14 protein-coding genes are annotated in these 13980 nt (G+C 61.5%); all 14 read right to left on the reverse strand.

The features are described 5' to 3' along the window. Positions 1-205: 205 nt before the first annotated feature. The 14 genes from ABD937_RS23605 to ABD937_RS23670 all read right to left on the reverse strand — a co-directional run bounded on the left by ABD937_RS23605 (position 206) and on the right by ABD937_RS23670 (position 13979). Positions 206-598 carry a hypothetical protein gene (locus tag ABD937_RS23605; RefSeq protein ID WP_345258538.1) on the reverse strand — a complete coding sequence of 131 codons (393 nt, stop codon included), beginning with the start codon at positions 596-598 and terminating at the stop codon, positions 206-208. Between the two features lie 218 nt (positions 599-816). Continuing rightward, complete coding sequence (locus tag ABD937_RS23610; protein WP_345258539.1) at positions 817-1812, reverse strand: S41 family peptidase; 996 nt, start codon at positions 1810-1812, stop codon at positions 817-819. Positions 1813-2898: 1086 nt separating this feature from the next. After that, entirely contained in the window at positions 2899-3915 is a 1017-nt protein-coding gene (locus ABD937_RS23615) for a WD40/YVTN/BNR-like repeat-containing protein (RefSeq protein WP_345258540.1), read from the reverse strand. A gap of 267 nt (positions 3916-4182) precedes the next feature. Further along, positions 4183-7950 carry a delta-60 repeat domain-containing protein gene (locus tag ABD937_RS23620; RefSeq protein ID WP_345258541.1) on the reverse strand — a complete coding sequence of 1256 codons (3768 nt, stop codon included), beginning with the start codon at positions 7948-7950 and terminating at the stop codon, positions 4183-4185. A 111-nt stretch (positions 7951-8061) separates the two neighbouring features. Next, complete coding sequence (locus tag ABD937_RS23625) at positions 8062-8556, reverse strand: hypothetical protein (protein WP_345258543.1); 495 nt, start codon at positions 8554-8556, stop codon at positions 8062-8064. A gap of 9 nt (positions 8557-8565) precedes the next feature. Beyond that, positions 8566-9036, reverse strand: a complete 471-nt coding sequence (locus ABD937_RS23630) for an SRPBCC family protein (protein WP_345258544.1) — start codon at positions 9034-9036, stop codon at positions 8566-8568. Between the two features lie 83 nt (positions 9037-9119). Further along, the gene (locus ABD937_RS23635; RefSeq protein ID WP_345258545.1) at positions 9120-9266 is read right to left on the reverse strand and encodes a hypothetical protein; all 147 of its coding nucleotides are present in this window, start codon (positions 9264-9266) and stop codon (positions 9120-9122) included. Positions 9267-9436: 170 nt separating this feature from the next. Further along, complete coding sequence (locus ABD937_RS23640; protein WP_345258547.1) at positions 9437-10747, reverse strand: S28 family serine protease; 1311 nt, start codon at positions 10745-10747, stop codon at positions 9437-9439. A gap of 343 nt (positions 10748-11090) precedes the next feature. Next, positions 11091-11525 (reverse strand): hypothetical protein, encoded by a 435-nt coding sequence (locus ABD937_RS23645; RefSeq protein ID WP_345258548.1) that lies wholly within the window; start codon positions 11523-11525, stop codon positions 11091-11093. Positions 11526-11591: 66 nt separating this feature from the next. Further along, positions 11592-12113: a hypothetical protein gene (locus ABD937_RS23650; RefSeq protein ID WP_345258549.1), complete on the reverse strand. Its 522-nt coding sequence runs from the start codon at positions 12111-12113 to the stop codon at positions 11592-11594. A 78-nt stretch (positions 12114-12191) separates the two neighbouring features. Continuing rightward, positions 12192-12542 carry an iron chaperone gene (locus ABD937_RS23655; protein ID WP_345258551.1) on the reverse strand — a complete coding sequence of 117 codons (351 nt, stop codon included), beginning with the start codon at positions 12540-12542 and terminating at the stop codon, positions 12192-12194. A 60-nt stretch (positions 12543-12602) separates the two neighbouring features. Then, a complete protein-coding gene (locus ABD937_RS23660; RefSeq protein ID WP_345258552.1) occupies positions 12603-12857 on the reverse strand; it encodes a hypothetical protein in 255 nt (84 codons plus the stop codon). Between the two features lie 145 nt (positions 12858-13002). Further along, a complete protein-coding gene (locus tag ABD937_RS23665) occupies positions 13003-13656 on the reverse strand; it encodes an ATP-binding cassette domain-containing protein (protein WP_345258554.1) in 654 nt (217 codons plus the stop codon). Next, positions 13653-13979: a hypothetical protein gene (locus ABD937_RS23670; protein WP_345258555.1), complete on the reverse strand. Its 327-nt coding sequence runs from the start codon at positions 13977-13979 to the stop codon at positions 13653-13655. The genes ABD937_RS23665 and ABD937_RS23670 overlap by 4 nt, the downstream gene beginning before the upstream one ends. Between the last annotated feature and the right edge of the window lies 1 nt (position 13980).

Genomic DNA, 13980 nt, shown 5'->3' on the forward strand with positions numbered 1-13980 from the left:
CTTTGCAACTTTCATAACTACTGAGTCTGGCTTTACACAATCGAACCCCGTATCAAGTAAATAATGTAACAGTGTTGTAGTCTCCTTTAAATATGACACTCGCGCTACTTTCATGGTTGCTTGAAGCGCATCAAATGCTTTCCAAAAGGCATCAATGTCATCTTTTGATTGTAGTCTAACTGGGATTTTAGAAGTTGTGAGAAACTCACAAAGTGACCCTATTTTTTCTAATGCGCCTTGCAAACATCACTATCTGAAAAATTTTAGTCTGATATCGAATTGGACTCACCTTATCCCAATACATATCTACCAAGTCGCAAGGATTCATTAAAGCAACTTGGGCGACATCAAATCTTGCAAACATTTTTCTAAATATTCCGGTATCTAAAACTTCTCGTACTCTATCAGATTTTGCCTGTCCACTAAATGCAATTAAGGTGGAGAAAATTTCGAGAAGCTTATTATCAGTTAATCTTATAGGGACTGAACGCAAGTCTCGTTTCTCTACCTCTTCAGAAAAAGACGGGTCGATTTTATACTTGTTTATGTCCGCAATTATTTTATCAATTTTCTTGAAACATATTCGGCGTACTGTCATGAATGCAATTTAGAGATGCTAAACCCTGGGCACGCAATGCCAAATCGGAGCAGGGACTGATGGCGCATAACGTTGAAGCATTGCTGTCAGGTGTGGTATTGGCAGCAGTGCAGTTGAATAAAGATAATAAGATGCCGTACTATTCGTCAGCCACATAGTAGCATTACAGCCACACTTGCAGCAATACATTGTTGGTGGCATTTTTTGACAAAGAGGTCTTACTGGGTTTTCAACCATCGCACTGCCGCCAAAACTTTCGGGTCGTGCTGAATATCGTTCATCTTGTTAACGGTATTGATGTACAAATCTGGCTGCAATGCCCCTTTGTAGACCTTCCCACTTCTATCATTTACATAAGCTGTTGCAACACCTATTCTGGCTTCCTCGGAGACTTTCATCCAGGAAAGAGCGCTGGTCATGCCTTGTGTTGGTATACCGATAACCAACGTATTGGGTCTTCCTACAAAACTGATCAAGAGACATTCGCCCGAGCTTGCGGTCTCAAAACTGGTTAACAGCACAACAGGCAAACGAGAGGCATCGGTCACGCATGTAGGCTTAAAACTCAACTTTTGACTGCTGTCGTAATAAATCCCATTTTTCGTTAGGTGAACGATAACCCTTCCTTGGTTTGTAGTAAAACCGGCAACGGTTCCTTCACCTAGCAATTGTTGCACGCCTAAAATCATGGGTGTCATAGAGCCCCCGCCGTTAAGCCGTAAGTCTATCACCAACCCTTTGATTTTCCGGTTGAGCAAATAGCATAAACTGTCGTTCAAATGCTTTACGAGCGAATCCCTAAATTCATGGGCCATGGAAGGGATGCGCAAATAGCCAATTTTATCAGAGAGGAATTGTGTTTTCACAAAATCCCCTTTCTTAAATTCATTTTCAAGGGAATCATCAACCGGTGGCATCGCTGGCGACCACCCATAGCGCTTATTCTTATACCGTAAGGCACCATGAGCATCGTTCAATGACTGGTACAAAAACCCGAATGCATTTTGAAGGTCAGTCGAATCATCACCTCCTGTAGTACGCTGCAACATCTGGTTTTTCCGCTCCGTCCAATCCACGGTATCGGTGCTTATTGATACACTTTTCATGATACTGATGGTCGTATCAATTAAAAACTTGGTGTTGACCGATTGGGCAAAGGACGCAATTGGCAACATCAAAGCCAGAGTGAAAGAAAGGCTTACCTTATTACTCATTTGCGGTTGTTTACAATTGCCATAACGACCAGGGCTTTGCGCTGTGGCCGAGGAACAAGTTACGAACTATAACGATTTTCGAGAGGCCATAGCGCAACAGCCCCTGTTATGCGCCGCCGGACTTTCGGGAGACAAATCCCCCAGATCGATCAGAGTGATTGTAGCTGTCACGCCGATTGCTACGAAGCTATAAGCGAGCTGCCCGCTCCGGAAGCGCGGCCTCGTCCGGCTACGGCAAAGTCAGTTCGAAAGTCGTCGCGTCCCGGTCACGGCGAACTACTCTAGCGAAGAGGCCGCGCGGAGCTCTTGTGGAAACTGTCGCCAAAGTATTCGCCGAGTTACTTGATGCGAAGCAGGTATCGGGCGGCGACTAGTTTCGTCAAAATGCGCTACGAAGCTGGTATCACAAGAGTCGAATTAAGGAAATGATCCGAAAAACTGAAGCCACTTTAGTGAGGCTGGCCAAACTTCGACCTAAGGAAGGCAGGTGGCGCCCAACACTTAAAAATACGCAACTCACCTGCGCAAAGCAGGTCCATTCAGACGGGTTCCCGCCATAAAGCAGGGAGGAAACATTTATCCGCGCTTTCTCTTCAGCCAGGAGTAAGCAGATACAAGCGGGCATCACCGGCTTTGTCGATCCCGAGGCTCGTGGTACAATCCCTCGATGCCGTCCCGCCCGCAGGCCGGGCCGCGACAGGGAGAAGCGGACAGGCTCCGCAACGCTGACGAACGCGCTCCCGTGCTCCCCGGACGAGGTCCGGACGGAACCAGCAAACGCCAACAAAGTTCTCCCCGCGGAGCAAACAGGCACGCGCAGCCGGAATCCTGTTTGGCCCCAAAACCCATTCAGCGCCCCTTCCGCACACGCGCTTCCGGCTTCCGACCCGCGGGTACACCCAACATGCAAAAGGACGCTCCCCAGGCAGGAACGCCCTTATCAGGAATGGCTGTCTCTTCATAGCCCCTGGCGCTTTCCGGTCAGGCAGGGGGCGCGAACCTGCATCACCTGCCCGGCAGGAGCGGCTGCCCGCGCTTGCCTGGCGCCGCACGATTTCCCCCGCGAGGCAACAGCACCCGGCGCCCCTAGCAGCCCCTTGTCCGGGGAACCGCATAGAGCACCTTGCCCGAAACATGCAGCTGGAAGATCTTGTCGTTGATCGACGGAAGCAGCAGCTGCCACGTCTTTCCCTTGTCGGCGGACCCGAACACGCCGGCCGCCTGACTGCAAAAGAAGCGCACGCCCACCTGCACCACGGAGGCGGTGCTGGCGTCCGCGGGCAGCCCGGCGTCGATATGCTCCCAGGTGGCTCCGCCGTCGAAAGACGTGCGCAGGCTCCGCCGCTCCTTCGCCGTGCGGTCGAGGCCGACGGCAAAGCCGCCATCGATACCGGCGATCACGAAACCCCTCCGGTGCTCGTACACTGCGAATGCCCAGTGCTCCCCCCCGTCGGTCGACCGGATGATCCCTTGGTTGTTGAGGGCCAGGAGCACCCCGTTCGATTCCGCTATTTTCCATACCAGCCCGGCGGGATGCACCTGCTTCCAGGTCTTCCCGGCATCGCCCGACTTGAAAAGGCCGCTGTCGGTGCCGATAAAAACGGGGCCGGCGGCAGACTCGAACACGGTGCGTACCGTTTTCTGCCCGAAATTGGTATACACCGGCAACCACTTTTCCGACCCGCCCGCTTTCCGGAACAGGCTACCCCCGAACGTGTAGGCAAGCACACCGGTCCTGCCGGCGCTGATGCTGGCCTCCCGGCTGGGGAGGGGCGCTTCGGTCCAAAGCGGGTTCGCGGCAGCCGGGTTGCTGTGATAGAGCCGCTGGCCGTCGGTGAGGTAAAGCCCGTCCGCATCCGCAAACGACACGTTCTTTCCCATTCCATAACCCCGCTTCACGGACCGGGGCAGCCCTTTGCTGATGTCCTGCCAGGTGTGTCCGCCGTCGGCGGATCGGAAAACGAGGAGCGGTTCGGCTGCTTCGGCTCCGGCCTGCCGTTGCGGGCTGGCGGCTGGCCCGGATGGCCGGGTGGCGTCGGGCGCTTCGGTGCAGGCAACCGCACCTACGAACAAGAGCGACATTGCAAGGTGATGGATCTTCATGATTGAAAAGTGAGCGGGTCAAACAATAGGATGAAGGTATCCGGCTTCGACGGGCCCGAAGCCGTTCCGGTGTAAAAAACCCGTAAACGGCCTGTAAAAGTTTGTAACGGGCAGGGGCACAGGGGTTTAGCGGGCCCGGTTTCCTGCCGGAAACCCGGCATGCTGCCGAAACGGACCTTCACCAAACGGCTCCTTTGATCCGTCCGTCGCCACCGGAACGGAACAAAAATGCCCCCGGAACCGGGGGCATTCATCGTTCCGTTCTCCTTATTGCTTTACGAGCCGGAGCACGATGCGTTGTCCTTTCGACGTGGTGCCTACAAGGCCGTACACACCCGCGGGAAGGGCGCCGGTGGCGAGGGGGTGGCGGTTGTCGCCGGGGCGCAGCACCTGCTCAAAGGTCCGGAGCACCGCGCCGCCCGCGTCGAGCAGCTGCCAGGTCACCCGTGTAGCCTGCGGTGTGCGCACGAGTAGTTCCGTAGAAGCACCGCGCACGAGCGCAGGGCGCAGCGAAGCGCTGCCGTCGAATACCGTACGCGGGTCGAGCGCCGTCGTCATCCCGATGGCGCCCGCGTTGCCCACTACGACCGGCCCGAACTGCGCCGTCGAAAAGGTGGCGAAGCGCTGCGCCGGCGTGCCCGATACCGTAAGCCCGCCCGCGGGCAGCAGGTTCCAGCCGCTGCCGTTGTGGATGGCGCCATCCATCGCGGCCCCGGGCACGAACTGCGCGTTGCCCTCCGCGTCGGCATAGGTGAGCTGCACCGAGGCGGGCGTGGCGGAAGCAGCCGAGGGCGTCACGATCCAGGTGCGGTTCACGCCCCGCAGCGGCGACGTAATGGCGGGCGCGATGCTGTTGCGCACCTGCACACGGAAGCTGCGGCCCGTATAGTCGGTGATCGTGATCGGGTTGTAGGTGGCGGCCGCAGCACCCACCGGGAAATTGTAGATGCCGCTCGCACCCGTTACCCGCAGGGCGCCCGTGCCGTTGGTGATCACGTGGGCCGCCGGCGAGCCGAATGCGACGGGACCGGAGAGCGTCAGGTCCTGGTCGCCGAGCGTGATGTGGCCCTGCGTCAGCGTCAGCGCTCCGGTCAGCGTTACGGGGCCGGCGAGCTGCACGCCCGCGCCGTTGACCTCCATGCGGGCCACCGTGAGGGCCGACACCGATTGCGGCGTCGTGCCGCGGAAGTTCAGTCCGCCCGAAGCCGCGAAGTTGCCCTGCACCGTGAGGTTGCCAAAGAGGGTCATATAGCTCACCGTATTCATACTGAGCGTGGCGCCTGCGGCTACCGTGAGGTGCCGCACCTGTGCGTTGTTCGATACGAGCGGCACGCGTGCGGCTCCGGCAGGGATCAACGCGTCGGTGCCGGCCGCGGGTACGCCGCCGCACCAGTTGCGCGCGTCGTTCCAGTCGGTGCTCACGGCTCCGTTCCAGGTGGGTTGCGAGGCCGCCGCGGAGATCGCGATGTCGGCGCCGTTGTCGGCGCTCAGGAGCGCCCCGCTAACGAGCCGCAGGCGGTAGCCCGTGCCTGCCGCCGTACCCGCTGGGATGCCCGCCGTGATGATGCCCTGCGCCGTTCCCGTAGAACTACCGATCGCCACCGGGCTCGCAAAGCTGCCCGACGCATCGGAGAGCTGCACCGTAATGATGCTGCCGGCCGGCAGTCCGTAGTGCTGGAAGGGCACCTGGATGTTGGAGCCCGCGCAGAGCGTCAGCGGAGTCACGTTGCCGAGGGTAAGTTGCGGCGCCACCGTATTGCCGATGCGCGCCACGCGGTTGCGGCCGGTGCCGTTCAATTGGGTGAACAGCCCGTAGGCGAGCAGGGGGCCGTCCGCCTGCAGCGCCAACCGGATAAGCGGGTAGTTGGCGAGGGCCGAGCCCGGCGGGCGCGACGCGAGCACGGGCGCGAAAGTGGGGTCAAGCGTGCCGTCGGCGTTGAGGCGCAGGATGCGCGTTGTGTCGCCGCCGAAATAGCCCGTGGCCACTGCCAGCAGCTTGCCGCCGGGTAGTGCCAGCACCGGGCCGAAGCGCGTGCCGGCGGGCATTGCCGCAAAGGAAGGGTCGACCGTCCCGTCGGTATTTATACGGATCAGCGCCGAAACGCCCGTGTTGTTGTATTGGCTGAACTCGCCCGCCAGCAGCAGCTTGCCGTCGGCCTGCACCTCGATCCCGTGCACGCGGTTGTTCACGATCCCGAAGGTGGCGTCGACGCTGCCGTCGGGCAGCAGGCGCACCACGTGGCGGCGTACGCCGGAGGAGAACAGCTCGAAGTTGCCCGTCACCACCAGCTTGCCGTCGGGGTGCACCCGCACCGCGTCCACCTCGTAAGCGTTGGCGCCGGAGAAGGGCGCCGTGAAGGCAGGGTCCACCGAGCCGTCGGGGAGCAGGCGGGCCACGAGGCGCGTGAAATGGCCGTTGTATTGGTTGAAGGAGCCGCCGATGAGGATCTTGCCGTCGGGCTGAAGGGCGATCGCCGATACGGTACCGCCTCCAACGCCCGTGCCACCGGGGTTGAACGAGTTGTCGAGGTAGCCGTTCGGCAGGAGGCGCGCCAGGTGCCGCACCACGGCGCCGTTGTAGCGGTTGATGTTGCCGCCGATGAGGATGGCGCCGTCGGGCTGCACCACCGTTGCCTGGATCTCGCCCATGGCCGCGTCCCATTTCACGCCGCGCCCGTTCACGTTGAAGGCCGGGTCGGGGGTGCCGTCGGGCAGGAGGCGGGTGATGCCGTTGACGGTCTTCTCGTTGAACGCGGTGAAGTAGCCCGCCACAACCAGCTTGCCGTCGCCCTGCGGGGCCGCCGCGAGGATCCCGTTGTTGGCGCCCGAGCCGCGGTTGAAGGAGCCGTCGCGGTAGCCGGCCGCGCTGATGCGCACGATCCCGTTCACCACCGTATCGCCGTACTGGCTGAACTCGCCGCCTACGATGTAGCTGCCGCCGGGCAGCGCGCTGATGGCATAGGCCACGTTGTATTGTGCGCCGAGGGTGCCGCCGCTGTATTGGATGTAGCCGCCGATGGCGGCGTTGGCATTGAATGCGGCGTCGCGCGTGCCGTTGGTGAGGAGGCGGTAAAGGCCGTTGCCGAGTCCGCCGATGAGGACCTTACCGTCGGCCGTCGGTGCCACGGCCAGCACGGTGGGCTGGGTGTGGTTCGGATCGGGAACGAAGGTCGCGTCGGGGCTGCCGTCGGCCAGCAGGCGCGCGAGGCGCGGGCGTGGCGTACCGAAGGAGCCGCCGATATACAGGGCGTCGCCTGCAAGCGGTACGATGGTGGAAACGGATGCGTCGGGCGTCGGACCGGCCGGGAAGCCTGCGTCGAGGCTGCCATTGGGTTGCAGGCGGGCGAGGTAGCGCTTCGTAACACCGCCATACTCCTCGAAGGAGCCGCCGATGAGGATCGCGCCCGTCGACTGCAGGGCCACCGAGAGTACGGTGCCCTGCCCGGCCGCGCCGGTAAAGCTGTTGTCGAGGGAGCCGTCGGCGTTGAGGCGGCTGATCCCGCGGCTGGCGACGCCGCCCACCGAGTACTGGTCGCCGCCGATGAGGATCTTGCCGTCGGGTTGCAGGGCGAGCGCGCGGAGGCCTACGCCCGCATTGGCGATGAAGGCGGTGGCGAAGGAGGCGTCGCGGCTGCCGTCGGGATGCAGGCGAAGTACGCCCTGGCTGGGAACGCCGTTGTAGCTGATAAGCTCGCCGGCCACGAGGATCCTGCCGTCGGGCTGCAAGGCGAGGGCGCGCACCGCGTTGCCGTTGACGCCCGTGCCGCCCTGGTTGAAGGTCGTATCGAGGCGGCCATCGGGGTGGAGGCGCACGAGCTTTTGCTGCTTCGAGCCGTTGTACGAAACGAAGTAGCCGCCCAGCAGCAGCTTTCCATCAGGGAGCGGCAGGGTGACGTACACGGCCCCGAGGGCGCCGTCGCCCCGGTAGTGCCCGCTGTCGGCGCTATTGAACGTAAGATCGGGGGTGCCGTCCTGCGCGAAGGCCCGCGACGTGCAGAAGCAAAGCAGCAGGGTGAGCAGGAAAAGGGTACGCATCGGAATCGGGTTGATTGTTCGGATCCTAAAGTTAGGGAAGGCGGGTGGGTGAGTTCAAAAGGCAAAAGGCTGACGCCGGCTGATGGCACCTGCCCCCCGCCGCCTGCGCCGCTAACGTTTTTGACTTTTGACTTTTGAACTTTGGCTTCGTTCCTGGTAGGCCTGAAACCGCGCAAGCGCGCTGTAATACCGGGCGAGTATCCCTTTCTCCACTTCGGCCAAACCGGGTTGTGGCCCAACCTCGTAGACTACGCGGTGCTTCAGGCGCCCTCCGCCGAAGTAGTAGCATCCCAGGAGCGCCGTGTCCTTTCCGTACAAATACGGTTTCAGGGCTTCGCGGGTGTAATAGACCAGCGCGCCGTCTTTCAGGTAGTAATTCTCGATGAGGTCACCGGGCGCGCTCTTGCTCCGGTGCCTGATAAGGGTCAGCGCCGTGTCGATGCGGTACACCTGGAAGTGGCTCATCAGCCAGCGAAAATGCTCCGCTTCCTTTGCTTCCCGCCGGATGCCGGCCACGATCCGGTCGGTGGCGCGCACGGTGGCCGTGTCTTGCGCGAGCGCCGGCATGCAGATGAGCAACGACAGTAGTACTACAAGTGTCTTCATATCGGGAGCTTATGCGCGGGCCTCTTCCGAAAGCTGCTTCCAGTTCCGGAACACGTACCAATGTATGTTCTTCAGGCCGATCGCCATCGGCAGCGCCAGCAGCAAACGAAAGGGGCGCCGGATCCGAAAGTCGGTGGTGCGGGTGATGGACGTGCCGCCGCCCGGCAGCGCCTTCAGCTCAAACCGCTCCCTGATGCTGTTCACGCAGGGGCCGAAGTACAGGTTTGTTTCCTTGAGCTCGAACGCGAGCAGCTCGTTGGGAACCCACGCCGTGATCTCCTGCCGGATGACGCCCTTGTCGGAAACGCACTCGCGGGTCTTGCCGACGCCGCCCTCGGCTTCCGCGAGCCGGCACTCCACCGGCTTGGGCAACCCGCAGAGGAGCCGGCAAGGATGACGGCGGTCCATGCGGGAGCCGAAGAGCAGGGGCCACAGCGCGGCCGCGGGTGCGGGGTAGGTTTGCGTGGTGCTGATGGTCATAGTTCGCTAAAGCTACGGCATACCCGGGTGCGCGCAACGGCCCGGGAGGCCGGGCGCCGATGGGTCCCGGCGAAAGCAGGGTGCTAAGCCCACACGTAGGTACCGAGCCGCTCGCTCAGGAAGCGTTCGGCCTCCGCAAGCCGGCCCTGCGCCGCCAGCTCGCGCACCGGCAGCTTGTGGGTTTTTGCACCCGCCTTGATAACGAGCAGGAACTCCTTCCGGAGCGACACGTACAGCAAGTAGCCGCACGGCCGTGGCCGATCAAGGCAAAATTCAAAAGGCAAAATTCAAAAGGCTCCCCGTGCTGGGAGCGCCTTCTCGACTGTCGCTGTTCGTTCGTCGATCCAGCTGCTGATCGCAATGCGGCAATCGCGCGCCGACCGGTGCCCGATGGGATCCTTTACTTCTTCAGCGCTCCGAGATTCACCGGGAGCCCCGTCATACGGGTGATAGCGTCGGCGAATTCCTGCTGCATCGCGGGCGACATCGCCTTCACGCGGGCCACGTAGTGGTTGGCGCCGGGGATCAGGAAGCTCTTCGCATTTACCGCGGCCGACGGAATCACGCGCGGCCCCGACCAGGTGTCGGTGCTTCCGTAGATATACAGGAGGCCGTTGCCTTGGGTTTCGAGCCAGTGCAGCACGCCGGCGGTAAAGTCGGGGTCGTAGGGCGTGTTGGGCAGGGAGTCGGGCACGAGCGCGCCGGAAGGGTTGGGGCCCTTTACATGGCGCAGGTACTTGCGGTAGCGGGCCAGGTCGTAGCCGTAATACCCCTGCTGCGTGCGGGCCATATAGCTGTGTGCCGCCCACTGGTTGATGCTCTTGTCGGCCATGAACTCGATACCGCCTACGCCGGTCAGCAGGTGGTCGAGGTAGTCGTCCACGTTGCGGTTCGTCGGGATCGCCTCGCAGGGCGTGAAGCCGATCTGCCAGAACGAGAACGGATACTCGAGCACGTACATCTCGAAGGCCTTCTCCAGGCTCCCGAAATGCGTGAACGTAAGTCCCTTGCCTTTCGCATACCACTTCAGCTTGTTCACGGCGGCGTCCTGGTGTTGCAGCAGGAACTTCTGTACCTCGAAGAGCTTGCGCCGGCATTCGGGCGTGCCCACCGTGTCGAGGAAGGTGTAGATGCGCGGGTCCTGGGGGCCGTTGGGGATGGCCGCCACATAGGGAATGGCGAGGGACACGTCGTCGGGGTAGAAGCGCTTGTAGTAGATGGCCGTTTGCCCGCCGCGGCTGATGCCGGTGGTGACCCACTGGTTGGGATACAGGCGGGCGAAGAGGGTGCGGATGTGGTGGAGGTCGGCTACCGCTTGTTCGATCGTCAGGTACTGCCACTGCAGCGAATCGGGGCGCGAGGTACCGAAGTAGCGGAATTCCACGTTGAGGTTGTTGGCGCCGAGCAGCTTTTCGATCTCGTTGCCCGAGTTGCGGCCCTCGTAGCCTTCGGTCTCCATCACGGTGGGGAGGGCAAAGCCCTTGTGGGTGAGCACTACCTTCTGGTAAAAGTGCCCGCGCTCCGGATGTTGGTGGTCGAGCGGCTGCTTCACCTGCAGGATGAATTTGGTGCGCCCGTCTTTCGGGTCGGCGTAGCGCTGGAACTGAACACCCGGCAGGTCGAAGAGGGCGCGTTCGAGCGCGGCGTCATCGCCCTGGGCTTGCGCGGGCAGCAGAAAGCACAGCAAAAAGAGTGAAAGGAGAAATTTCATGCGTGAGGGTTGATGTTGCGGTACGAAAGCTACAACTCATCGCGGGTATGGCGCAGGCGGCAGCGATGAACCCCGGAGATAGCCTGTATGGATTGCTGATTTGTGCCACCGGGCCACGCCAAAAGCCGCAACCCGTGGGCCGTAGCGTTAGTGAGGGCCGCAGGCGGCCCTGGCACACGACGGCACGAAGGCACGACGGCACAAAGGCATTCGGAAAAGAGGTTCGGCAACAGGCGCAGCTTGACAGAGGGGCAACTTCTGCGTTGCGCCGTTGTGTCTTAATAGGTAGAGGCGCAGGCCCCGGGCCCACGCTTGCCTCCGGGTGGTAGCCGCTACGCGCTGCTTACAGCGGCGGGTGCTCCATGAAGGCCTTCACGAAGGGTGCAAACTCCGGCGGATGCTGGTTCGGGTCGAGCTCAATGGTCTTGTTTCCGGAGGCAGTGGGTACCGACAGGTAGATCGTGCACTGGTCGGCGCAGTCGGGGCAACCGATCCGGTTGGGGTAGCGGTCGAGCCGCGGCGGTAATAACTTGATGAGCCGATTGAAGCGCTGCGCCTCCTCCGGGCTTGCAGTTGAAAGCCGGGCCCGGTCCAGGGCGCCGATGCGCGGGGCTGCGAACCGCTCCATGTTCCCACTCCGCATCCGGATGCCCGAAAAGCAGTTGCCGTCGCACATGCCGCAGGCAAGGCCGAGGATGGTTTCGTCACTACCGGCGCCGGAAGGACGGCAACCGGCAAGAAGCGAAAGCAGAAGCAAAAGATAAAGGAGTCTGTGCATAAGCGGACGAGATGGAAAGCTAGTAATAATACGGAACACTACCCTGCGCACGGGTGCAGCGGGAGGCTACGCCGGTGTGCGCTCCGCTTCCAGCAGCGTTTGCAGGAACTGCTTCGACTGCCGGCTCTCTCCCCGGAACCCGAGCGTGACGAGGGCGCAGCCGAAGGCAAACATCCCGAAGGGGATCAGCAGCATCGGTGAGAAGCCTTCCCGCAGCAGCTGATCGAAATGCAGCACCGCCGCCGCCAGTATCCCGACGCATACGAGTCCGACGGCGCCGAGCCAGAAGGCCATGAACACGAGCACGGCGGTGGCCGGCTGCATCCGCACCGTCACCTCTGTCATCCCGATATAGGTGCCGATGCGCCCGCGGATGGTGGGCAGGAAGGAATTGCGGTAGTCGATATTCCGGCTGATCTCGAACGACGCAGGTCCCACCCGGCCGGTATAGGGCGTTGCCGCGCTCTTTCCCGACCCGAACGGTGCCGGAGGGCCGGTCGCCTCGTGGATGCGGCGCAGCACTTCGGCCGCCGGGAGCTTTGTGCGCAGGGTGAATGATTCGAAGGGCAGGAAGCGTTTGAGGCTCATGAGCACCAAATGTAGCGATGCCCGGCGAAGCTGTGCGCACGACGGCCCGGGATCATCGACACGGGCCTTGCCGCTGAACTACGCGCGCTCCGCGACGCGAAACGCCACGATGCGGCGCACGAGGTCGAAGGGCAGCGGCTTGCCGAGCGGGAACTGCACCGAGCCGCGGCCCTGCTTGTAGGGAGCGAGGTCGGCGGCAAAGGCGGCGTGGCCGGTGGGCGTGGCGTAGAAGCCGATGTGCTTTTTGAAAGCGGCAAAATACACCAGCGGCTTGCCGGCGATCTTGTACGTCGGCATGCCGTAAGAGATACTCTCTGCCGCGCCGGGGGCTTCGGCGCGGATGACGGCGCGCAGCTCACGAAGTAGTGCCTGTACGTCGGGCGGAAAGCTTTCGATATAGTCGTCTACGGTGGAGAAGTTCGTTGTCATTTCGGGTTGTTGTTGTTCGGCAAGCTCAGGGCGGCAAGAGCGCAGCTGTCATTCCGGAGATCAGTGTAAGCGCATCATCCAGGTTACGAGCACGGCAAGCAATACGAAGGCTACCAGCGAGCCATACACGAGTCCCCAACCGATGGCGGCGCGACGCTCGTCGGAACGGGCGGCCCGCAGCGCGATGCCGGCTGCCAGTGTTGCGGCAAAGATGCCCGCGAAGAGCGCGATGTGATCGAACAAGTTGATGCGGTAGACCAGCAGGGTATACAGCAGCAGTGTGGCGGCGAAGGAAAGGAGCTTAATGCGGTTCATAAATGGGAGCAGTTGCCAAGATAATCCTTCACGTCGAAGATTCGTTTGGTCCGGCGCATCCGATGCAGGAACACGGATAAAACAGATGAGACGGATGAGCACAGATCCGTATCCATCCGTAGCGTCTGTGTCATCCGTGTTCCCCCTACAACCGCGCGTAGCCCATCGTTTCGATGTCCTCCAGTTGCTTCACGAGGTGCGTGCGGCCGTCCACGAGCAGGTACAGCGGGTCGCAGATGTCGATGACGTGGCGGTAAAGATGATCGGTTACGAGGAAACCCTTGTGCGCCTTCCGCTCCACGAGCAGCTCCTTCACCTTCTCGATCTGCAACGGGTTGAGGTGCGTGAAGGGCTCGTCGAGGAGGGCAAACAGCGAAGGCGACATCACGAGCCCGTACAGCTCCAGGAGGCGGCGCTCACCGCCCGATAGCTGCCGCACCCGATGCCGTTCGCGCCCGGCAAATTCCGGGAAGCGCTCCGCGAACGCGGCGTAGGGCAGCCCGAAATCGTCGAGCACGCGGGCCACGGAAAGGTGCCCCGGCACGAAGTGGAACTGCGGCCCGTATTGCAGCAGGTCGGGACGGCGGAAGGCCGCGAACTGCGCGCTGCCGTCGATCCGCACCGACTTCTCCGCGTCGAGGCTGCCGTGGATGATCTTGAGGAGGCAGCTCTTGCCCTGCCCGTTGCGGCCGAGGAGCCCGGTGATGCCGCCCGTGCTGCACTTCAGCCAGGCCCCCGAAAGGACTGTGCGGTCGCCGAACTGCAGGCGGATGCTGTCTGCTTCGAGGTGGTGCGTCATGATAACCGGTAGCTGAGGATGATGGCGGTGAGGAACAACAAAAAATCGAACGTGAGCGTGGCGCCCCAGAGCAGGCCCTTCGACAGCCCGAGGTTGCGGTAGTAGAAATACTGCTTCGCCTTGCGCTGATTCGTAAAGTGGTACAGCACGCCCAGGGTGGCGAGCTTCAACCAGAAGAGCGTTCCGAAAATGGAGATCCCGTGCTGCCGGAAGAGCACGACGCAAGCTGCGGTCAGCAGCAGCGACGCAGGCGCGTAGCTCCCGTAGAAGGTGGCGAGCAGGCGTAAGGTCTTTCGGGGATGCAGGTGGCGGGAAGCGGGCATT

Origin of the sequence: Flaviaestuariibacter amylovorans (assembly GCF_039541815.1) — a bacterium.
GTDB classification, from domain to species: domain Bacteria; phylum Bacteroidota; class Bacteroidia; order Chitinophagales; family Chitinophagaceae; genus Flavisolibacter; species Flavisolibacter amylovorans.